The following is a 20,991-nucleotide window of genomic DNA, read 5'->3' as shown; positions in this document are numbered from 1 at the left end:
ATAATTAAAGCAGATTAAAATTGTCACAGATATTATCAAGATTTATTGAGTGCATCGTTTTTAAAAATCATACTTTCGACCCCAAGTTCTTAGTTTTAAAAAGAAGCGATGATTCAAAAGTCCATCCCGGAATATGGCAGATTGTAACTGCTAAAATTGATGCCGGAGAAAAAGCATATGAGACAGCAAGAAGGGAAGTAAAGGAAGAAACAGGATTGGAGCCTTCTGAATTATTTGTTGCGCCGTCCATAAATCACTTTTATAATTACATGGATGACTCTATAAATCTCATTCCTGTTTTTATAGCTGAAGTGGAATCTGATGATGTGAAGATTTCTGATGAGCATTCTGAATTTGAATGGCTTTCATTCGAAGATGCAGTGGGTAGAATCCACTGGGTAAACCAGAAAGAGGTTTTAAAAACAGCTCATCTTCACATAAAGAATAAAGAGCTTTTTAAAACTCTAAGGAAAATAGTTTAAGAAGTAGATTAAAAAATAGTTTTAGAAATTGTATAAGTAAATTTAAAGAATAACTTTATGATAATTGTTACAGGCGGAGCGGGATTTATAGGCAGCGCTCTTGTATGGAGATTAAACCAGCTTGGCGTTGAAGATATTTTCATAGTAGATGAATTCGGAAAAGATGATAAGTTTAAAAATCTTTTAAATCTCAAATTTTATGATTTGATAGATAAGGAAGAGTTCGGACATATCATTTCACAGAACGATGACTTTCTTAAACAAAACAGAGTAGATACTATTTTTCACATGGGCGCATGCAGCGCAACTACTGAGCAGGACATGAGGTACCTTTTGATAAATAATTATGAGTATACAAAATATCTTTGTGGAATTTCTGTAGCTAATAATATCCGCTTTATTTACGCTTCATCTGCTGCTACTTACGGCGACGGTTCACTCGGATATAAAGATGATGAAAGTAAACTGAAAGAATTAAGACCTCTGAATAAATACGGCTACTCAAAACATTTATTTGATTTATGGGCACAACGAAACGGTTATTTGAATTCTGTTGTCGGTCTGAAATATTTCAATGTATACGGCCCTAACGAATATCACAAAGGTGATATGCGAAGCATGGTTTCAAAAGCATTTGATCAGATAAAAGAAACAGGCAAGGCAAGATTATTTAAATCGGATTCCGATAAATACGAAGACGGCGGACAAAGAAGAGATTTCATCTATATAAAAGATGCAGTTGATATGACGCTTCATTTCTGGCAGAATAAAATTTACAGCGGGATTTACAACGTTGGAACAGGTAATGCAAGCAGCTTTAATTCATTGATTAAGCCTGTCTTCAAAGCAATGAATCTGAAAGAGAATATAGAATATTTCGATATGCCTGAAATATTAAGAGGGAAGTATCAGGATTTTACACAGGCAGATATGAATAAACTTAGAAACACCGGTTATATCAAAGAAATAACTAAAGTTGAAGATGCAGTAATGGATTATGTAGGGAATTACATGAATACATCAGAACCACATTTAAGATAGTGAGCAACAAAAATCTTATATCATTATAAATCGGTTTTATATAATTTATATCACCATTATTAAATCATAGCAAATTTATTTGCCCTTCACCTTAAATGAAAAAAACTTTTTTACTATTATTAGTTTCAATAATATCGTCAGTTAATTTGTTCGCACAAGGTCTTCCTCATTATATGACGGAAGATGAACAGGCATTATTGAGAACCTATCATTATCCAACAAATAATTTAAGAGATAACAATCCACCACCAACTCCGTTAAGAACGATGGCAGAGTGGGAAGAGTGCCAGGGTTTTGTAATTAAATGGACTCAGTTCACATCCATCTTAACTGAAATTGTAAGATACGGATGCCAGGAAGGATTAGTATTTATTCTCACTACAGATTCTGTTACAGTCAAAACTGCTTTGACGAATGCATCAATTCCGTTAACAAATATAAGATTCATCCGCGGGTATACCACAGGCAATAATACAATCTGGTCGCGTGACTACGGTCCCTGGGCAGCTTACTCAGGTGTTGCAGACAGTTTGAAATTAATAGACTGGATTTACAACAGACCGCGTCCAGGCGACGATACTAACTCAGTTACCATAGGACAATTTTTAAATGTACCTGTTTACAGAACACTGATTGCTCCGAATGATTTAGTTCATACAGGCGGTAATTTTATGTGCGACGGTAACGGAACGGGATTTTCATCAAAACTAATTTTATCTGATAATGGCGCAGGCAATTCGTTTGGTGTATCGGTAAAAAATCAGTCACAGATAAATTCTATAATGAATACCTGGATGGGCATAGGACTTAACAGGTATGTTATGATGGAAACTCTTCCTTATGATCAGATACATCATATTGACATGCATATAAAATTGATTGACGAAGAAACGCTTTTAGTAAGTCAGTATCCTGCAGGAGTTGCTGATGGACCGCAGATAGAACTGAACTTACAATATATACTTGCAAACTATCAGACATGCTATGGCAAGCCGTATAAGGTTGTAAGAATCCCTGCTCCTCCCGGACCAAACGGACAGTATCCGAATAACGGCGGAGATTACAGAACATATACTAATTCACTTATAATAAATAAAACAGTTCTTGTCCCGACATATGCACAGCAATATGATACCACTGCATTGAGAATTTACAGACAGTCAATGCCGGGTTATAAAGTTTACGGAATAGACTGCAATTCTATCATAACATCACTCGGCGCAATTCATTGTATTACAAAAGAAATAGGTGTTAATGAACCTGTGTTTATTTCTCACTCAGCAATAAGAGACAATTCATTGACAGGAGTACAGCAGGTTAAAGCTTACATCAAAACGAAATCTGGTGTAGCATCTGCAAAAGTTTACTGGACTACAGATACGCTTGCAGGGTACAGTCAGATACCAATGACTCCGTCAGCAGGAGATACATTCACTGCAAATATCCCTGCTCAGATTGCTCCGAAGACAGTTTATTATTATGTATCGGCAACTTCAAACAGCGGAAGAACAGTTGCAAAACCATTAACTGCTCCGACAGGATATATTAAATTCAGAGTAATGCCGCCGGTAGGAATTACATCAAATACTTCTGAAGTAACTTCTTATAGTTTAAAACAGAATTATCCGAATCCGTTTAATCCTGAAACAAAAATAAGTTACACTTTACCTCAGAGTGAATTTGTATCACTGAAAGTCTATGATGTAAACGGAAGGGAAGTTTCTACACTTGTAAATTTATATCAGACATCAGGCAGCTACAGTGTCTCATTTGATGCAAGCAAACTTTCATCAGGCGCATATTTTTACAGATTACAGGCAGGTTCATATTCTGAATTCAAATCAATGGTTTTAATAAAATAATTTTTCGCCCCTCTCATAGTAGAGGGGTAATATAATTTAATAACTCTATTGTTGTCTTCCGATATAGATATTAATATAAAAACTCTTGACGATTTAATAAGCCAGGCATACGCTAACCGAAAAGCGCCGTCACAAAACACATCTGAAATTGCCGAAGAAATAATTAAACATTCAGTAAGTATATCATATGCAAAGGGCATCGCATCCGGTTATTTTTTAAAAGGATATGCTCTTAGTGAAAATTCAGACTATTTTTCTGCAAGGAGCTTATTTCACGGGGCAGTCTCCATTTTTGAAAAAATTAACGATGAAATCTGGCTTGCCCGAAGCTATTATATAATAGGAGCAACCCATTATTACACAGGCGAGTTTGATAAAGCTCTGGAATTTAATTCATTGAGCTTTGACCTTCACCTTAAAAACAATGACAAGGAAGGCATTGCTTTAAATTATAATGGCTGGGCTATTACTTATATGGAGCTTGGTGATTATCCTGCTACAATTGAAAACAGTGAGAAAGCATTGTCAATTTTTAAGGAGTTGAACTATGAATCTTCAATTGCAATGATGTATAATAATATGGGAACAATGTATTACCGTCTTCGTGATTATGATAAAGCATTGGAACTTTACAATTGTTCAAAAGAAATGTGTGAGAGGCTTAACAATATGACTCTTTACACTCTGACACTTAATAACATATCTCTTATTTATACTCATCAGGAAAAACATGAACAGTGCGTTCAGATAAATTTAGAAGCATTAAAGATTCAAAGAGAAATAAATAATAAGCGTGGAGAAGCGAATAGCCTTGGAAAACTCGGAGGCACATATACCGAACTGAATTTAAATGATAAGGCAATTGAGTGTTTCAACGAAAGCATAAAGATTTGTAATACTATTGGAGATAAAAAAGGGGAATCTTTGGCGAGCCTTGATCTTGGTATGTTATATAAAAAATTGAACGAACCTTTAAAAGCAAGAACATGCGTTGAAAATGCGTTAAAAACGGCCAGTACTCCGAATCATCTTGCCGGATGCCATCTTTTCTATTCCGAATTATTTGAAGAAGCCGGAGAGTATGTCAAATCGTTGGAGCAATACAAGCTTTACAATGAAAACGTTCTGTTACAATCGGATGAACAGTTAAAAAATCTAAAGCTGCTTTTTGAAGATAAGAAAAAATACCTGAGTGCAATGCACAAGCTTGCTCTTCTGAAGCGTGAATCTGACGCTTTGAGTGAAAAAAACTCTGCTTTAAACGAGCTGAATCAGCAGTTGAATTTAAAGAATAATACCCTTTCAGATACTTTAAATACTCTTCGTTCTCAAAGCTCTGAGATTAGGAGAATCAACGATATAAATACAAAAATTCTTTCAATTTTAGCTCATGATTTAAGAAATCCTCTGGGTATAGTACAGCAGGTCATTTCGATGTATATTGATAAAGTAATCGACCAGGAAATGATTGATGAAATTTTTAAGGAGCTTCAGAAAAATTCAACCGCTGCGCTTAATATGCTTAACGAAGTTCTTCATTGGGGAACTTCACAAGTTGAAAAGGAAATGGCGGCTGATTTAGTCAATATTAATCTTTACAATCTTATTGAAGGAAAAAGGAATGAATTCTCTCTTCTTTTAAAATCTAAAAATAATATTCTTGAAAATTTATGCGATGAAAATTCCGTATTTAAAGCCGATAGTAATATGCTAAGCGTTATAATGAGAAATCTTATAGTTAATGCAAATAAATTTACAAGAGACGGAAAGATAATCGTAAACTCAATTAATGATACCAATTTTGTTCAGGTTACAGTTTCAGATACAGGAATTGGAATGAAGCCAACTCAAGTTCAGCGTCTCTTTAACTGGGAAACGAGAGAAAGTTCTGAAGGCACTTCAGGCGAAAAAGGAACCGGATTGGGACTTCTCCTTTGCAGTGAATTTATACGGGCGCATAATGGAAAAATTTGGGTTGAGAGTGAACAAAACAAAGGAAGTTCTTTCCATTTTACTATTTCCAAAAACTTGTAGTAAAACATTAAGCAAACTGAGAATACTGCTGATTTGTACCACATAGTAAAGTTAACAAAGTAATTATATTGTAATATTTTTTGCCTCGGTTCCAATTTTTGAGTGAGGCTATATAATTTATTGATTCACTTGTCTTCTCTAAAAAAAGAAAAAATAGATAGTCTCGTCTCCCAGATATTGGCATTAAAAGATGCTGCTAACCAAACTACGTTAATAAAAGCCGAAGAGATTATAAATCTTTCTAAAGAAATTAATTATGATAAAGGTATGGCTTGCGGACATTTTCATAAAGGTTATGCAACATATAAAATGTCAAATTATGTCTCTGCAAGATATTCTCTTGTGGAATCTGTTAAGCATTATGAGAAAATTAATGATGAGCTGGGAATAGCAGCAGCTGAAAACATTATCGGGCAGACGTATTATTTCGAAGGAGAATTTGATAAAGCATTAGAGCATAATTCAAAGAGTCTGGAATTAAGAAGCAAACATAATCAGCTTAACGGCGTAGCCCATAATTATAATAATTATGCTAACATATATTTATCCCTGGGAGATAATCCTTCTGCAGTGGAATATTACCAGAAGGCACTTACAATTTTTCAGGAACTTAATGATGAATATGCTATGGGAATGGTATATAATAATATGGGGGCATTGCATTTCAGATTAAATGAATATGATAAGGCATTAGAGCTTTTTAATAATACAATGGAGATTGCGGGAAAGGTAAATCATAAACATTTATATTCCACATCGCTCAACAACATTGCAAATATATATCATGATCAGGGCAGGTATGAAGAGAGTATTGAAATAGATTTGAAAGCTTTAGAATTACAAAGACAAATTGGTGACAGATACGGTGAGGCGCTTAGTCTGGGAAACCTGGGAAGCACTTACAATGATATGGATATAAATGATAAAGCTATTGATTGTTTGACTGAAAGTATTTCTATGCGGCAGACTATAGGTGATAAAACCGGTGAAGCTGAAGCAAGCCTTGAGCTGGGCAAGCTTTACAAAAAACTCAATAAGCCTTCAAGAGCAAAAACTTTTATTGAAAACTCAATAGCAATCGGAGAATCTTTAAAGTTATATAATCATTTATCGGTGTGCCATACAGTTTATTCTGAATTATTTGAGCAGATAGGAGAATTTGATAAGGCGCTGGAGCAATTTAAACTTCATTATAAATACTGGAAAGAAGTATTCAGTGAGGAATCGGATAAGAAAATAAAAAATCTCCAGGTACTTTATGAAGTAGATAAGCAAAAGAAAGAAACAGAAATTTACAGATTAAAGAACATAGAGCTTGCAGAGTTGAATATGGAAAAGAACGAGTTCCTCGGCATAGCTGCGCACGATTTAAAAAATCCGTTGACAGGTATTATTCTGAACACTTCGACCATCAGAAGAAATATAGATAAGTTTTCCAAAGAAGATGTCTTAAAACGTATAGGTAAAATTGAGCTGACTGCAGAGCGCATGCAGCTTATTATTAAAAACATGCTGGATATAAATGCAATTGAAGAAGGAAGACTGAACCTGCATTATGAGGAGTTTGATATAAAATTGCTGCTTAAAAAAATCATTGAAGATTTTACAACTGCTGCCTCTCAAAAAGAGATAAAAATAAATTTTGAGAGCGGTGAGGATAAAGTGCTGTTAACAACCGACGGAAGCTCACTGACTGAAATAATTGAAAATCTCCTTTCGAATGCTATAAAGTATTCACCAAACGGTAAAACAGTTCATGTAAAATGTTTTAAGGAAAATGAAAGTGCGGTAATTGAAATTAAAGATGAAGGACTTGGATTTACAGACGAAGATAAAAAAAGTGTATTCCATAAATTTGCGCGGCTTAGCGCCAAACCGACCGGAGGAGAGCATTCAACCGGTCTTGGTTTATCAATCGTAAAAAAACTTACGGATATTTTGGGTGGTGAAGTTACGTTTGAATCCGAACCGAATAAAGGTTCAACATTCAGACTTACATTCAAAGCTTCTTAGTTATTATTATACTCTTCTTCATCAAACTCTTCTTCATCTTCAAATTCCTTTGTAAGAAAAATTTCAACAAGAACGCTGTCATCGGAAAACACAAAGTTCCTGTCTTCAACTACAAATTCTTCCATGTTTATTTCTACTGTATCATTTATATCAGGTAACGGAATCGCATTATCCATGTTTAAGGTTTTCACTATTCCCATTTCTCCGTGAAAGTCAATTTGAATTTTCATATTATATTAGGTTAATTTTTTCCGTAAAATAGTGAATTATAGAATTAATATACATACAAACTTAGTGATATTGACATTATAATCATCTCGGCTCGTTACGAAGCACCGGCTTCGTAACGTTGAAAAATTAACGACTGTGGCATTATTTACCTAATATTTTTTTCGCCTGATTTACCACATTATCTACCGTAAATCCGAACTCTTTGAATATCTGTTCAGCGGGAGCGGACTCTCCGAATCTGTCTATTCCGATTATAACTCCTTCATCTCCTGAATACTTACACCATCCGAACGGTGATGCAGCTTCTATGACAACTCTTTTCTTTATATCTTTAGGAAGCACTGAGTTCTTATATTCATCTGACTGCTTCTCAAATAATTCCCATGACGGCATGCTTACAACACGTGACTTTATATTTTCTTTGGCGAGACTTTCAGATGCTTTTACGGCAAGCTGAACTTCAGAACCTGTTGCTATAAAAATTACATCAGGCGTTCCTTCAGAATCTGATAATACATATGCGCCTTTCAGCAACCCTTCAGCTGAAGCAAATTTAGTTCTATCGAATACAGGTACTTTCTGTCTTGTAAGTGCTAATGCAGTAGGACCTTCGGAACATTCAATTGCAGCCTGCCATGCGTATGCAGTTTCATTTGCATCTGCAGGGCGGATGACTGTTAAATTCGGGATTGCTCTTAATCCGATTAACTGCTCAATAGGCTGATGAGTTGTGCCGTCTTCTCCAAGTCCCACGCTGTCATGAGTATAAATAAAAATTGTTCTTAACTTCATAATAGCTGCAAGTCTTATTGCAGGCTTCATGTAGTCAGAGAAGATAAGGAACGTTGCTCCGTAAGCAATTATGCCGGGAGTTAAGTTCATTCCGTTAAGCTCTGCGCCCATGGAATGTTCTCTTACTCCAAAGTGAAAATTTCTACCTATGTAATTATCGTAAGAGAACGAACCTGCATCTTTTATCTCCGTATCATTGGAAGGAGATAGATCTGCCGAGCCGCCAATCATCAGTGGAATATTTTTAGCAAGCGCATTGATAACTTTACCCGATGCTTTTCTTGTTTCAACACCTTTTTCATCAGCTTCCCAAACAGGCAGAACTTTTTCCCAGTCAAAGTTTAATTTATTATTTTTTGCGTTTTCAAACTCAGCTGCAAGTTCAGGGAATTTGCTCTTATACTCTGAATATTTTTTATTCCATTCGTTATAAGTCTCAACATTTTTATCAACTGCCTTTTTATAAAACTCATAAACTCCACTAGGGACAAAGAATGATTTGTCCGGGTCGAATCCCAAAGCTTCTTTTGTAAGTTTTACTTCATCTTCACCCAGAGGGGAGCCGTGCGCACCTGCTGTATCATGTTTATTCGGACTTCCGTATGCAATATGAGTTCTTACTTTTATTAAGGATGGCTTCTCAGTTTCTTTGATTGCGCTTTCCAAAGCATTGTTCAATGCATCAATATCATTTACATCATCTACAACTAAAACCTGCCAGCCGTATGATTCAAATCTTTTTGCAGTATCGTCTGTAAAAGTAATCGATGTATCACCTTCAATTGAGATGTGATTATCATCGTAAAAATAAATTATGTTGCCGAGCTTCAGATGTCCCGCAAACGAAGCGGACTCTGCTGAAATTCCTTCCATCAAATCACCGTCGCTGCAGATACCGAATATTCTGTAATTGAAAATATCGAAACCCGGTTTATTGTATTTCGCTGCAAGATATTTCTGCCCGACTGCCATACCGACTCCTGTTGCAAATCCTTGTCCCAACGGACCCGTTGTAGTTTCTATGCCGGGAGTTAAACCGTACTCAGGATGTCCCGGAGTAATGCTATGTAGCTGGCGGAAGTTCTTCAGATCTTCCATTGTAATTTTATATCCTGCAAGATGCAATATGCTGTACTGAAGCATACATCCATGTCCTGCAGAAAGCACGAACCTGTCGCGGTTGAGCCATTGAGTATCATCGGGATTGTAATTCATCGTTCCGCCCCAAAGTACATGAGCCATAGGCGCTGCTCCCATTGGCATACCGGGATGTCCCGAGTTTGCTTTCTGAACTGCATCCATTGATAAAGTTCTGATTGTATTAATGCAAAGTGTATCTATATTATTGTTATTAATATTGTCCTGTTTATTTTCTTGTGACATATGATTGATTATAGATTAATTATAATTGTATTTTAAATTTTAAGTCCAAAGCTTTGCAGCTTTTGTTTTGTTGATTCAATATCTGTATGTTGAATTCCGTTAATGCCCAGTGAGTTTGCTATTTCCACAAACATCATTCTGTCATCCATATAAACGACTTCATCGGGTTCGTACTGGGAAATATCAAGCGCCATTCTGAAAATCCCTTCGTCAGGTTTTCTCATATTTACATAACTTGATGAAATGAAACCGTCAATTATTTCCTTCAGCCTGAATTTTTTTATACGGTAATTGTTAAGCTCTTTTGATTCGTTACTGATTACCAGCGTCCGCAGATTATTTTTAGATTTAACTTCCCTTATTAAATTTATCATATCGGGAAAAGGAGTTGAAAGCAAAAACATAAAATCCTTGAATTCCTTCTGGGTGAAATTTCTTTTCTGATAGAATACTGTTCTTTTCAGATAAGTTGTTAAATCAATTTTGCCAAGCTCAAAAGTATCATATGTGAGATGATGCCTTTCATTAATTTCTTCTTTATCAGGTTCAAGTTTGAATTTCACAATCGCCTTCTCTCTGCAGATGTGGTCCCATCCGTTTGTAAGTATTACTCCGCCTATATCTGTGAACAGCGCTTTTATTTTTTTCATGGTTGTAGAATTACCTTTGTTAAGATAATTTATCCTATTAAAGAATATGATACAGCGATAATAAAAATATCTATGATATGTATAATGGGAAGGGTATAAATTAAATTGAAGAAATCAGTTACTCCCGCAGTTTTCCTTTTCTGATAAGCATAAACATTTGTCCTCTGTGATGGGCTTCATGCTCTATTAAATGATAAATTATCCATTTTTTAGTCATCGGCTCTCCGTTCTTTTTTAGTCTCACAAAAATATCTAAATCTTTGTCATTCATTTTATCCATGTATTCAAAAAGAATTTTTCTCGTTTCGGAAATTGCATCCAGATATTCATTTACTTCGGGAGCTTCTTTCGGCGGATTAAATTCCTCTGCGGGACAATCGAACCAGCAGTTTTCATAAACCCGTTTCCTGAGTTCATCCGGCATTTGCTCTCCGGTAAGCTGCGAGTACCAGAATGTATCCACTTCGCCAAAGTGCATAAGAAAAGCGCCGATTGGGAACTCTCCCTCAAGCGGCGCTTTGAAGAATTGTTCTTTGTTAAGTCCTTCAATACCTTTTAATGTTTCAGCCCTTACATCTTCAAGCATCCATTTTAATAACTGTACTTTTGAATTCATTAAATTTTATATTAGTGAAAATAAAATCTCACGCCTAATGCTCCGTTAAATGAGGCATCTGTCTTTGGACTAAAATCCAAAACAGGAGCGACTTCAAGAAACAGTTCTATAGGCTCTGAGGAAAAATTGTAATCCAATCCTAAAGGAATTCTTGCTCCGAATCTTGCATCGTTTGAGTTTCCATTATCATTTGTTTTTGCTTTCAGTCTACCGCCGATACCGTAATGAAAGTTAAATTCTCCTGAAGGAGTGCTTTCTATATTAACGTGTCTAAGATAATCAACGTGTACATGAAATGAACCGTTATTTAAAAATGACCATGCCAATGCTCCATCAACTGCGCTCTTTGAATCAAGCCATCCTTTAAATGAAACACCTGTCGGCTCGCCGACAATAATACCAAGACCAAAGCCGCTGTTGCTTTGTGCCTTAGATAAATTTGCTGAAATTGTCACTATAAAAATCGCGAGGAAAAATAATTTTTTCATTTCTGAGGTCTCCTTCTCTTATGAAAATATAATTAAATTATGCCAATGTTGTCATAATTTTTGAAACTTTAAGTCAAAAATGTCAGTAAATTAGTGAAATTTTCTTTCATTTTAAAGCTTTTTTAGTTTCATATCTTATATTATTTCAAAAAGCAGACCATGTAAAACAATTTTGTCAGACTCGCTTCCAGATTTCTTTTATTTTAGCTTTTGCTTTTTCATCAAAATCCTTTTCATTTACATACTCTTCAAAAAAACCGCATTGCATACATATATACAAATCAATCCACATCCATTTCCACCCGCTGATAACAATCTGCCCTCTTTCACCGCGTGGATTACATTTATTATTTGTATAAATTTCAGTTGAACTGCATTTAGGGCAGGTATCTTCTTTTAGACTCATATTGATTTTTTAAACTTTCTTTAGAAAAGGGTCTGCAAGATACTCGCCGATATGAACTATATTTCCGTCAGGATCTTCCAGTGTAAAAAACTTCATAAAATTTGGCGCTTCGACAATATCATTTAACAGAGTTATATTTTTGCTGAGAACAAATTCTCTGGCATCGTTCACATTATCTGCTTTCAATATTATTCCCATTCCTGCAGAATCATCTGCAATTGGATATTTCTTTCCGCCTGCAAAAAATGAAAAGCGCACGTCTCCCGCTCTTACGGCAAAAAAATGTTCACCGTTATCCAGCAATTCAAGTCCCAGCTTATCTGCATAAAATTCTTTCATAGCTTTTATATCGGCACAGGAATAGCTAAGGTGTTTGCATTCAAATTTCATAATATATCTCCTTTGAAGTTTTGCGAGGGGGAGTTGTAAAGAAAAATAAAATTAATTAATCCGAATTTCAGAATCAATTTATGAGGGTGTGCGACTTATTTTAAATTCTAACGTCATATTGATAACTAAAAATCTAATAATTATATATAGTACTCTATGATAAGACTAAAATATTTTCTCGTTCTCTTAGTTACAGTTTTTCTTTTAAAAAATTCATTTGCTGATGAGTATTCCGATAAGCTCGGAGAGCTAATGAATGCTTATGATAAACAGCAGTTGTTTTCAGGAGTAGTTATGCTTGCAAAGGACGGCAACGTTGTATTCCATAAATCATACGGTTACGCTGACTGGAGTAAGCAAACTGCTAATAATAAACAGACAATATTTTTTATAGCATCTATCACGAAGACTTTTACACGTGAAATTGTAAATCAGTTAGAGAAAGAAGGCAAGCTTAGTTTCAGTGATCCGCTTAGTAAATATGTTTCAATCTTTCCTGATGCAATAGGGAACAAGATTACAATTCAAATGCTCCTTGAAATGAAAGCAGGGTTGGGCGATTATCTCAGGGACCCGAATTACAGACAGCATGCAGAAAACTTCCGGACTATTAATGATTACCTCCAGCTTATAAAAAATGAACCTCTGTTGTTTGAACCCGGCACAAATACTGAGTATTCAAATTCAGGTTATGCCGTTTTAGGCGGAGTAATAGAAAAAGCTTCGGGAAAATCGTATGCAGATAATCTTAAAGAAAGATTCTTTGAACCTCTTGGAATGAAAAATTCTTATTACAGGCAGATGGATGATATGATTCCAAACTCAGCAATGGGAAGTGAAATAAATTTTGCCAATAAAAAAAGAAGCATGCCGATGGAAATTTCTCCTTCACCTGCGGGCGGGATTTTCACAAACGCAGAAGATATGTTGAAGTTTGATGCTTATATGAGAAAAGCTCATCCTTCAAACGGTGAAATTGTTGCGGGCGGAACTCCCACATGGAACTCAATATTTGCCCAATACAAAAGCGGATATACATTGATTGTGCTCTCAAACTTTGGCAGAGTTGCCGAAGAAGTGGAAGAAAGATTCCGTAAGATATTAAAGAATGAAAAATACACTGAACCGAAACTGCCATTAGGGATGACGTTATATAAAACATTAGAGGATAACGGCATTGAAGGTCTTGAAAAGGATTTGAAAAATATTCTTCAGCAAAATGATTTTATGTACAATGATATGCACCTGAATAAATTCGGTTATGAACTGGTGCAAGCCGGTGAAAATGATTTAGCATTGGAAGTTTTTAAACTGAATGCAAAATTATTCCCCGATGTCCCAAATGTTTATGACAGTCTTGGAGAAGCATACATGAATGCAGGCAACAACGAACTTGCTATAGCAAATTACAAAAAAGTCCTTGAGATGCGCCCGCAGAATGAAAATGCAAGGAGAATGCTTGAGAAGCTGCAAAAGTAGAAAGTAGGTAGTAGAAAGCAAGTAGCAAGTAGAAGTAGCAAGTAGCAAGTAGAAGTAGCAAGAGTCCATTAAATCTCTGCTTCCCCCTCCTTTACAAGGAGGGGGATTGAGGGGGCGGTATCAATCAGGAATTTCTTCAACAGAATAATACACCGGCAAACCTTTTGCCTTCACCAAATCCCTTTCCTTATTCGCACCGTGACTTTCACCTATCATTAAAATCGCATCGCACTTATCAATCACTGCTAATGAAATGTCCATCGTCGCTTTATATTTATCTTCAATGTTTGCAATAGATACAATAGGCAGCGCTGCATTCATTCCTATAATTGGAATATGTCCTTTCTCCAAAACTCTTGCCGCCGCTTCATTCATTGCATCAAGATTTTTTTGTCTCTGCTCATCTGTGGGTGCTGAATAAGGTCCCGCTACTCCGATTATCATTTTGATATTTTTGTTTATATAGAATAAAGTTCTTCAATTTACCAAATATTTTTACTATAATCATTATGAACTTTATATCCTCTGTAATCTTTAGTATTTTTCAGCATGCATAGACACATAAAATTTATATTAAACAACGAGCTTATCGAAGCCGATGTAAATCCCGCTGCAGTTATTCTGGATTTCATTCGTGACAATCAGCTTACAGGAACCAAAGAGGGCTGCAAAGAAGGCGACTGCGGTGCATGCACAGTTTTAATCGGTGAACTCAAAGACAATGAAGTCGTTTATAAATCAATTAACTCATGTCTCTTTCCATTGGGAAATGTTCACGGGAAACATGTGGTGACTATAGAAGGAATTAATCAGCCCGGCAAAGAGCTAACACCTATACAGCAGGCATTTGTCGATAAAGGCGCATCTCAATGCGGCTTCTGCACTCCGGGATTTATAATTTCACTCACAGGATATTTACTTTCATCAGATAATCTTGATGCGACCGAAGCACTATATTCAATGGACGGAAATATTTGCAGATGCACAGGACATAATTCAATCATTCGCGCAGCGCAAAGCATAACTTCAAAGTTTAATAAACTTACCGGTCATGATGGAAGCAAACTTGAAGTTTTAACAGATTACGGCTTTGTACCTGATTATTTTGTTACAGTAAAAGAAAGGCTTGCAAAAATAGAGAAGGCAGATTTTCACAGAGAAGCAAAAGGAACTTCATCATATTTTGTATCAGGAGGCTCTGATTTATTCGTTCAAATACCGGACGTTATGATGAAATCTACAGTAAGATTTTTATACGATAACCCTGAAATAAAATTTATAAGAGAAGAAAACGGTCACATTTTTATAGGAAGTACTTCTACAGTTAATGAAGTACTGAATTCAAAAATAATGTTAAAGTATTTCCCGTCGCTTTTTAATTTTATAGAATTATTTGGCTCACTTCCTATAAGAAATAGCGCTACCATTGGAGGAAACTTAAACAACGCTTCTCCTATCGGAGATATGACTTCTTTCTTCTTAGGATTAAATTCGACTATCGTGCTCGCTGACCAGAATGATAATCAGCGTGAAATCCCCATGAAAGATTATTATGTATCCTATAAAAAAACTGCGCGTAATGGTGATGAATATATGAAGTATCTTTATTTCAAAATTCCTGAAAATCATTACTACTTTAATTTTGAAAAAGTATCCAAGAGGACTTATCTCGATATTGCAAGTGTGAATTCAACAATGCTTATTGAAATGAACGGAGATATAATCAATGATGTGCATATTTCAGCGGGGGGAGTTTCTGCTATACCACTATATTTAAGAAAGACCAGAGAATTTTTACTCAACAAAGTTTTATCACCTGAAGTAATTAAAGAAGCAGGCGAAGTTGCACAGACTGAGATTGCTCCTATATCTGATGCAAGAGGGGCAGCAGAGTATAAAAAACTTTTATGTAAGCGATTGATATACTCTCACTTCATAAAACTTTTTCCTGAAATAATTTCTATTAAAGATACAGTTATAGATTAAAATTTACTTATGAAAAATTACGATATAATAAATCACGTAAGGGGCGAATCACAATTCATAGATGATTTGAATGTGCCGACAGGTACATTATATGCTACGGTGTACGGCTCGCCAAGCGCACACGGAAAAATTATTAAACTTGACTTAACTGAAGCACTTGCTATAAAAGGCGTAAAAGATATTTTAACTTACATAGATATTCCCGGTGAAAATCAGATTGGCGGAATTATACAGGATGAAGAATTACTTGCAGCTCACGAAGTACATTTTATGCAGATGCCTGTTGCAATAGTTGTTGCAGAAAGTGAATTCATTGCAAGGGAAGCATCAAGAAAAATAAAAATTGAAATTGAACAGCACGAAGTTATAATTGACCCGAGAGATGCATTTGCAAAAAATAAATTAATTGCTCCGCCAAGAGTTTTTGAAGGCGGCAATGTTGATGAAGCATGGGCACAGTGTGATTTTATAATTGAAGGCGATTGTGACTCAGGCGGACAGGAACATTTATATCTTGAAACACAGGGAGCGTTTGCTTATCCCGTTGAAGGCGGCGCAATCAAAATTGTTTCATCTACTCAGGGACCGACTGCTGTGCAGCGTGTTGCATCGAAAGTTTTAGGAATACCGATGAATAAAATTGAAGTCGAAGTGCTTAGATTAGGTGGCGGCTTCGGAGGAAAAGAGGACCAGGCTTCTCCATGGGGAGCGATGGCAGCTCTTGCAGCTTTCAAATTAAAAAAACCTGTAAAATTAATTTTACCGAGACATGATGATATGCGCATGACAGGAAAACGCCATCCCTATTCATCAGATTATAAATTAGGACTAAAGGCAGACGGAACTATAATTGCTCTTGAAGCAACTTATTATCAGAACTCAGGCGCATCAGCAGATTTATCTCCCGCTGTATTGGATAGAACATTATTCCATGCAGCAAATGCTTACCATATTCCCAACGTTAAAGTTACAGGTGTGATGTGTAAAACAAATCTGCCGTCGAATACAGCATTCAGAGGTTTCGGGGGACCACAGGGAAAATTCGTAATTGAATCTGCAATATTCAAAGCATCGGAAGTTATGGGAATTCCTGCATATGAAATTCAGAAAAAAAATCTGTTAAGTGAAGGTGATGAGTTTCACTTTGGCCAAAAGACAAAGCATTGCAGGGCAAAGATTTCATGGGAGAAAATGGAAGAGGCGTTCAAGGTTTATGACAGGATTGATGTTATAGAAAAATTTAATTCTGAAAATGATTTAATGAAAAAAGGCTATGCCTTTATGCCGATTTGCTTTGGTATTTCATTCACAAATACTTTGATGAATCAGGCAAGCGCTCTTATAAATATTTATACTGACGGAAGCGTTACGTTCACAACTGCAGCAGTTGAAATGGGGCAGGGAGTGAATGCAAAAATAAAAGAAGTTATCTCAAGAGTGCTTGGAATTTCTCATGATAAAATAAAAACTGAACCGACTAACACATCGCGCAATGCGAACACGTCACCAACGGCGGCAAGCTCGGGCGCTGACTTAAACGGTCACGCTGCAAAAATTGCAAGTAGTATGTTAAAAGACAGATTGCTTCGCTCTGCAGCAGCGGAATTAAAATTACCTTTGTATGAGCTTTCAATTAAAGATGAAGTTGTCTGTCACAAGGGAAATCCGACAGAATTAAACTGGACGGATCTGGTAATGAAGACTTACAATAAAAGAATAAGTCTTCAGCAGCAGGCATTTTATGCAACTCCGAATATATTCTTCGACAGAGTTTCGAATAAAGGTGATGCGTTTTTCTATCATGTGTATGGAACAGCATATATAGAAGTAACTGTTGATTGTTTAAAAGGAACGTATCAGTTCAATACAGTGAAATGCATGCATGATTTTGGTGACAGCCTGAATGAAGTTGTTGACTTAGGTCAGGCAGAAGGCGCGATTATACAGGGACTTGGATGGATGACACTAGAAGAAGTTATTTATGGAAAAGATGGCAGATTGCTTTCTGATTTGCTTTCAACATACAAAGTGCCGGATATACATTTCGCTCCCGAAGATATGGATGTGCGTTTTCTCGGACTTACGAATCCCATAGGTATTATGGGTACGAAAGCAATAGGTGAGCCGCCGTTGATGTACGGTATCGGTGGTTACTTTGCAATCATGAATGCGGTAAAGGCGTTCAGACCGGGCGCATCATTTAAAATTTCTTCACCTTACACTGCGGAAAAAGTACTAATGAATTTATATTCAAATGAAAACATTGACGAAAAAATTTCTTCGCTGAAGGAAGCCTATGCTGACTTGCTGGCGGAGAAAGAAACGGTGAAATAAAATGAAAGAAACAATTCTTTGGCAGTTTGTGCAAACTGAACTTGAAGCAAAAAATAATGTTGTGCTTGCTTCAGTATTATCACATCAGAAGGGCTCACCGGGCAAACAAGGATTTAAAATGGCTGTATCTTCCTCTGGGAAAGCTTACGGTTCCATAGGCGGCGGAGTGATGGAGAAAAATTTTGTTGAGTACTGTGCATCCAATTTTTTAAAAGGGAAATCAATCTTTGAACTAAAGACTCTTCATCACAAAACTAATACCGAATTTGAAAAGTCAGGTTTGATATGCTCAGGCTCTGAAACTATTTATCTTCATACTTTCAAAGAAAAGGATTTATCACTCATAGCCAAGATTCAGAAAGCGTACTACAAGCCTTCCAACAATTATCTTAAATTTAAAAAAGGAAAGATTCAGATCTTAAAAAAGCCTGACTTTAATGAAAATTATTTTTTTGAAATATCGGAAAAAGATAATGAGTGGGAATATTATGAGAAGGCAGGATATAAATATTTTGCGCATATATTCGGTGCGGGTCATGTGGGGTTTGAACTTAGTAAAATTTTGTACGGACTGGATTTCCATATAACGGTTTTTGATGACAGGCAGAATTTTCCATTTCTGGAAAATAATTTTTACGCGAATGAAAAAGTGAATCTGCCATACAATAGGTCAGGCAGGCATGTAAATGATTCCAATTACTCTTACAATTTTGTTGTTACATCGGGTTATATTTCAGATAAAGAATCTATAAAACAGATTGTAAATAAAAAATCACGATATATAGGATTGATGGGCACTCAGAGAAAGATTAAAAAAATATTTAATGAATGTGTGAAGGAAGGAATAGATAGAGCTTTACTGAAAAGAATAAAAGCTCCGATTGGAATAGATATCGGCAGCGCAACTCCCGAAGAAATTGCAGTCAGTGTTGCGGCAGAGGTGATTAAAATCAAGAATGAGCTTGTCTGATGGATAAATATATTTTATCTGAAATAAATATTTACCCTGTAAAATCACTTGGGGGAATTTCTCTCAACGAATCCAAAGTTGAAAGAAGGGGATTACAGTATGACAGATGCTGGGTCCTTGTCGGACGTGAAGATAATATTTTTATTTCACAGCGCGAAATTAATACCCTTTGTCTTTTTCGCCCTGCATTTGATAACAACGGATTTAAAATTACAAATCTGAATCAGTCTTCATCGGTAAATATTCCTTTCGGAATTGAAACAGGTGAGAAGGCTGATGTTACTATTTGGGAAGATACTTGCGAAGCAATACATTACTCTGCTGAAATAGACAAATGGTTTTCAGATATTACAGGATATGATTGCAAGCTGATGTACATGCCCGATACTTCACGAAGAGAAGCTGATAAAGATTTTGCCGTGGGCGATGATATTGTAAGTTTTGCCGATGCTTTTCCTTTTTTGATAATCGGTCAGTCCGCTCTTGATAACTATAATACTATTTCCGGAAATAATTTTAAGATGAACCGCTTCCGACCGAATTTAGTTTTCACGGGAGGTGAGGCTCATTTAGAAGACACCTGGAAAAAATTTAATCTTAACGGTACTGATTTTTACTCGGTCAAACAATGCAGCAGATGCAATATTACTACTATTGAACAAGAGACGGGAATAATGGGTAAGGAACCTCTCAAAACTCTGGCTACTTATAGAAATTTTAATAATAAAATTAAATTCGGGACTTACTGCGTACCGGGTAAATTAACTGATAGTTCTGTATTAAAACTTGACAGCGAAATAAATATATTGGAAACGATTTGAAAGAAAATATCCTGAGCACAATTTCTCCTGCTGCTATTTACCGCATTACAGCCTTATGGGCATTCAGCGAAGCTTTTCTGGGAGGTTTGCTTCACGGTCTCAGCATTCCATTTAAAGGATTAATACTCTGTTCAATTTCTGTTTTTTGTATTTGTATGATTGGCTATTATGGCAACGGGAGAACAGATATACTCAAAGCGATGATACTGGTAATATTGGTGAAAGCTGCATTGAGTCCTCACACTCCGCCGATGGCGTATATAGCTGTCGGATTTCAGGGAATCACGGGATATTTATTTTTCCTCTCAAAAAGATTTTTTAAAATCTCATGCGTTCTTGTTTTTGTTCTTTCACTACTTGAAACAAGCCTTCAAAAATTTATTACAGCTACATTAATTTTCGGTAGCGCTCTATGGAAAGCTGTAAATGATTTTCTTAAAAGCGCGGCAGAGGAGCTTCACTGGAACGATGTGAATATTTTAGTAACTATCGGAATAGTCTATTTATCCATCTATGCTATAGTAGGAATTGTTCTTGGTATTTTTGTTTCAACTATTCCTAAATCTATGGAGAAGTACTCAGAGGAAAATCCAAATTTTAAAATTGATCTGAATGAAGAAGTTGATGCTCAGACAATACCTAAAAAGAAGAAGAGAATTAAACCGTTCAAGATTTTAATTCTTACAATTATCTCGTTATTATTTTTAAATTATTTGTTTGAAATATTTCCTCAATTTATACCGAAAGATAAGTCACTGCAAATATTTCTTCGTGCAATTTTATTTATTCTCTTCTGGCTGTTCGTGTTTTCTCCATTGTTGAAAATTTTATTCAGGAAGTGGCTGGATAAGGCAAAGCATAAATATGCAATTCAGGTGAAGGAGCTTGTTGAGTTTCTTCCCGAGACAAGAAAAATTCTGGTACTTTCCTATAAAAAAATAAAACAGGAACACGGTAAATTCCGCATTCCTGCTTTTGTAAAACTTCTTACTGCAAATCTTATATATGATTAG

At 35.8% G+C, this 20,991-nt stretch carries 19 protein-coding genes; 11 read left to right on the top strand and 8 right to left on the bottom strand.

The genetic code is table 11. From position 1 onward, the window contains the following. The first annotated feature begins 20 nt into the window (after positions 1-20). The 5 genes from JST55_02090 (at position 21) to JST55_02070 (ending at position 7,432) form a co-directional block, all read left to right on the top strand. A complete protein-coding gene (locus tag JST55_02090; GenBank protein ID MBS1492269.1) occupies positions 21-482 on the top strand; it encodes an NUDIX pyrophosphatase in 462 nt (153 codons plus the stop codon). A gap of 57 nt (positions 483-539) precedes the next feature. Continuing rightward, positions 540-1,523 (top strand): ADP-glyceromanno-heptose 6-epimerase, encoded by a 984-nt coding sequence (gene rfaD / locus JST55_02085; protein ID MBS1492268.1) that lies wholly within the window; start codon positions 540-542, stop codon positions 1,521-1,523. Between the two features lie 1,163 nt (positions 1,524-2,686). Beyond that, positions 2,687-3,385: a T9SS type A sorting domain-containing protein gene (locus tag JST55_02080; protein MBS1492267.1), complete on the top strand. Its 699-nt coding sequence runs from the start codon at positions 2,687-2,689 to the stop codon at positions 3,383-3,385. A 51-nt stretch (positions 3,386-3,436) separates the two neighbouring features. After that, positions 3,437-5,419 (top strand): tetratricopeptide repeat-containing sensor histidine kinase, encoded by a 1,983-nt coding sequence (locus JST55_02075; GenBank protein ID MBS1492266.1) that lies wholly within the window; start codon positions 3,437-3,439, stop codon positions 5,417-5,419. A 129-nt stretch (positions 5,420-5,548) separates the two neighbouring features. Further along, positions 5,549-7,432: a tetratricopeptide repeat-containing sensor histidine kinase gene (locus JST55_02070; GenBank protein ID MBS1492265.1), complete on the top strand. Its 1,884-nt coding sequence runs from the start codon at positions 5,549-5,551 to the stop codon at positions 7,430-7,432. On the opposite strand, the gene JST55_02065 is transcribed toward JST55_02070, so the two are convergent. The 7 genes from JST55_02065 to JST55_02035 form a co-directional block, all read right to left on the bottom strand. Further along, entirely contained in the window at positions 7,429-7,662 is a 234-nt protein-coding gene (locus JST55_02065) for a hypothetical protein (protein MBS1492264.1), read from the bottom strand. The two genes, JST55_02070 and JST55_02065, sit on opposite strands and share 4 nt — an antisense overlap. 142 nt (positions 7,663-7,804) lie before the next feature. Continuing rightward, complete coding sequence (gene tkt, locus JST55_02060) at positions 7,805-9,838, bottom strand: transketolase (protein MBS1492263.1); 2,034 nt, start codon at positions 9,836-9,838, stop codon at positions 7,805-7,807. Between the two features lie 32 nt (positions 9,839-9,870). Then, positions 9,871-10,488 (bottom strand): HAD hydrolase-like protein, encoded by a 618-nt coding sequence (locus JST55_02055; GenBank protein ID MBS1492262.1) that lies wholly within the window; start codon positions 10,486-10,488, stop codon positions 9,871-9,873. 118 nt (positions 10,489-10,606) lie between these two features. After that, positions 10,607-11,104: a DinB family protein gene (locus JST55_02050; GenBank protein MBS1492261.1), complete on the bottom strand. Its 498-nt coding sequence runs from the start codon at positions 11,102-11,104 to the stop codon at positions 10,607-10,609. 11 nt (positions 11,105-11,115) lie between these two features. After that, positions 11,116-11,592 (bottom strand): DUF3996 domain-containing protein, encoded by a 477-nt coding sequence (locus tag JST55_02045; protein ID MBS1492260.1) that lies wholly within the window; start codon positions 11,590-11,592, stop codon positions 11,116-11,118. A 175-nt stretch (positions 11,593-11,767) separates the two neighbouring features. Then, the gene (locus tag JST55_02040; protein MBS1492259.1) at positions 11,768-11,998 is read right to left on the bottom strand and encodes a hypothetical protein; all 231 of its coding nucleotides are present in this window, start codon (positions 11,996-11,998) and stop codon (positions 11,768-11,770) included. Between the two features lie 9 nt (positions 11,999-12,007). Further along, the gene (locus tag JST55_02035) at positions 12,008-12,337 is read right to left on the bottom strand and encodes a hypothetical protein (GenBank protein MBS1492258.1); all 330 of its coding nucleotides are present in this window, start codon (positions 12,335-12,337) and stop codon (positions 12,008-12,010) included. Between the two features lie 207 nt (positions 12,338-12,544). Here JST55_02035 and JST55_02030 point away from each other — a divergent pair, with 207 nt between their 5' ends. After that, entirely contained in the window at positions 12,545-13,867 is a 1,323-nt protein-coding gene (locus JST55_02030; GenBank protein MBS1492257.1) for a serine hydrolase, read from the top strand. Between the two features lie 120 nt (positions 13,868-13,987). On the opposite strand, the gene JST55_02025 is transcribed toward JST55_02030, so the two are convergent. After that, entirely contained in the window at positions 13,988-14,311 is a 324-nt protein-coding gene (locus JST55_02025) for a DUF4406 domain-containing protein (protein ID MBS1492256.1), read from the bottom strand. Between the two features lie 105 nt (positions 14,312-14,416). On the opposite strand from JST55_02025, the gene JST55_02020 reads away from it, so the two are divergent. From JST55_02020 to JST55_02000, 5 genes are read left to right on the top strand one after another with little or no spacing between them, the layout of a single operon-like run. After that, positions 14,417-15,853 (top strand): FAD binding domain-containing protein, encoded by a 1,437-nt coding sequence (locus JST55_02020; protein MBS1492255.1) that lies wholly within the window; start codon positions 14,417-14,419, stop codon positions 15,851-15,853. 9 nt (positions 15,854-15,862) lie between these two features. Further along, positions 15,863-18,187 (top strand): molybdopterin-dependent oxidoreductase, encoded by a 2,325-nt coding sequence (locus JST55_02015; GenBank protein ID MBS1492254.1) that lies wholly within the window; start codon positions 15,863-15,865, stop codon positions 18,185-18,187. 1 nt (position 18,188) lies between these two features. Next, positions 18,189-19,157: an XdhC family protein gene (locus JST55_02010; GenBank protein ID MBS1492253.1), complete on the top strand. Its 969-nt coding sequence runs from the start codon at positions 18,189-18,191 to the stop codon at positions 19,155-19,157. After that, positions 19,157-19,978, top strand: coding sequence for an MOSC domain-containing protein (locus JST55_02005; GenBank protein ID MBS1492252.1), 822 nt, complete (start codon positions 19,157-19,159; stop codon positions 19,976-19,978). Before JST55_02010 ends, JST55_02005 begins: the two co-directional genes overlap by 1 nt. Further along, positions 19,975-20,991: a hypothetical protein gene (locus JST55_02000; GenBank protein ID MBS1492251.1), complete on the top strand. Its 1,017-nt coding sequence runs from the start codon at positions 19,975-19,977 to the stop codon at positions 20,989-20,991. The genes JST55_02005 and JST55_02000 overlap by 4 nt, the downstream gene beginning before the upstream one ends.

It is taken from the genome of Bacteroidota bacterium (genome assembly GCA_018266835.1).
Taxonomy (GTDB): Bacteria; Bacteroidota; Ignavibacteria; order Tepidaquicellales; family Tepidaquicellaceae; genus JAFDZO01.
Note: the sequence above shows the minus strand (reverse complement) of the source record. Positions and strands in the feature narration are given on the sequence as shown.

Bases quoted from the DNA above. Each gene is read 5' to 3' on its own strand.
- JST55_02025 (MBS1492256.1), bottom strand. From the start codon at position 14,311: ATGATAATCGGAGTAGCGGGACCTTATTCAGCACCCACAGATGAGCAG.
- JST55_02065 (MBS1492264.1), bottom strand. From the start codon at position 7,662: ATGAAAATTCAAATTGACTTTCACGGAGAAATGGGAATAGTGAAAACC.
- JST55_02080 (MBS1492267.1), top strand. From the start codon at position 2,687: ATGCCGGGTTATAAAGTTTACGGAATAGACTGCAATTCTATCATAACA.
- JST55_02015 (MBS1492254.1), top strand. From the start codon at position 15,863: ATGAAAAATTACGATATAATAAATCACGTAAGGGGCGAATCACAATTC.
- JST55_02020 (MBS1492255.1), top strand. From the start codon at position 14,417: ATGCATAGACACATAAAATTTATATTAAACAACGAGCTTATCGAAGCC.
- tkt (MBS1492263.1), bottom strand. From the start codon at position 9,838: ATGTCACAAGAAAATAAACAGGACAATATTAATAACAATAATATAGAT.
- JST55_02045 (MBS1492260.1), bottom strand. From the start codon at position 11,592: ATGAAAAAATTATTTTTCCTCGCGATTTTTATAGTGACAATTTCAGCA.
- JST55_02005 (MBS1492252.1), top strand. From the start codon at position 19,157: ATGGATAAATATATTTTATCTGAAATAAATATTTACCCTGTAAAATCA.
- JST55_02035 (MBS1492258.1), bottom strand. From the start codon at position 12,337: ATGAAAGAATTTTATGCAGATAAGCTGGGACTTGAATTGCTGGATAAC.
- rfaD (MBS1492268.1), top strand. From the start codon at position 540: ATGATAATTGTTACAGGCGGAGCGGGATTTATAGGCAGCGCTCTTGTA.
- JST55_02030 (MBS1492257.1), top strand. From the start codon at position 12,545: ATGATAAGACTAAAATATTTTCTCGTTCTCTTAGTTACAGTTTTTCTT.
- JST55_02050 (MBS1492261.1), bottom strand. From the start codon at position 11,104: ATGAATTCAAAAGTACAGTTATTAAAATGGATGCTTGAAGATGTAAGG.
- JST55_02010 (MBS1492253.1), top strand. From the start codon at position 18,189: ATGAAAGAAACAATTCTTTGGCAGTTTGTGCAAACTGAACTTGAAGCA.
- JST55_02040 (MBS1492259.1), bottom strand. From the start codon at position 11,998: ATGAGTCTAAAAGAAGATACCTGCCCTAAATGCAGTTCAACTGAAATT.
- JST55_02055 (MBS1492262.1), bottom strand. From the start codon at position 10,488: ATGAAAAAAATAAAAGCGCTGTTCACAGATATAGGCGGAGTAATACTT.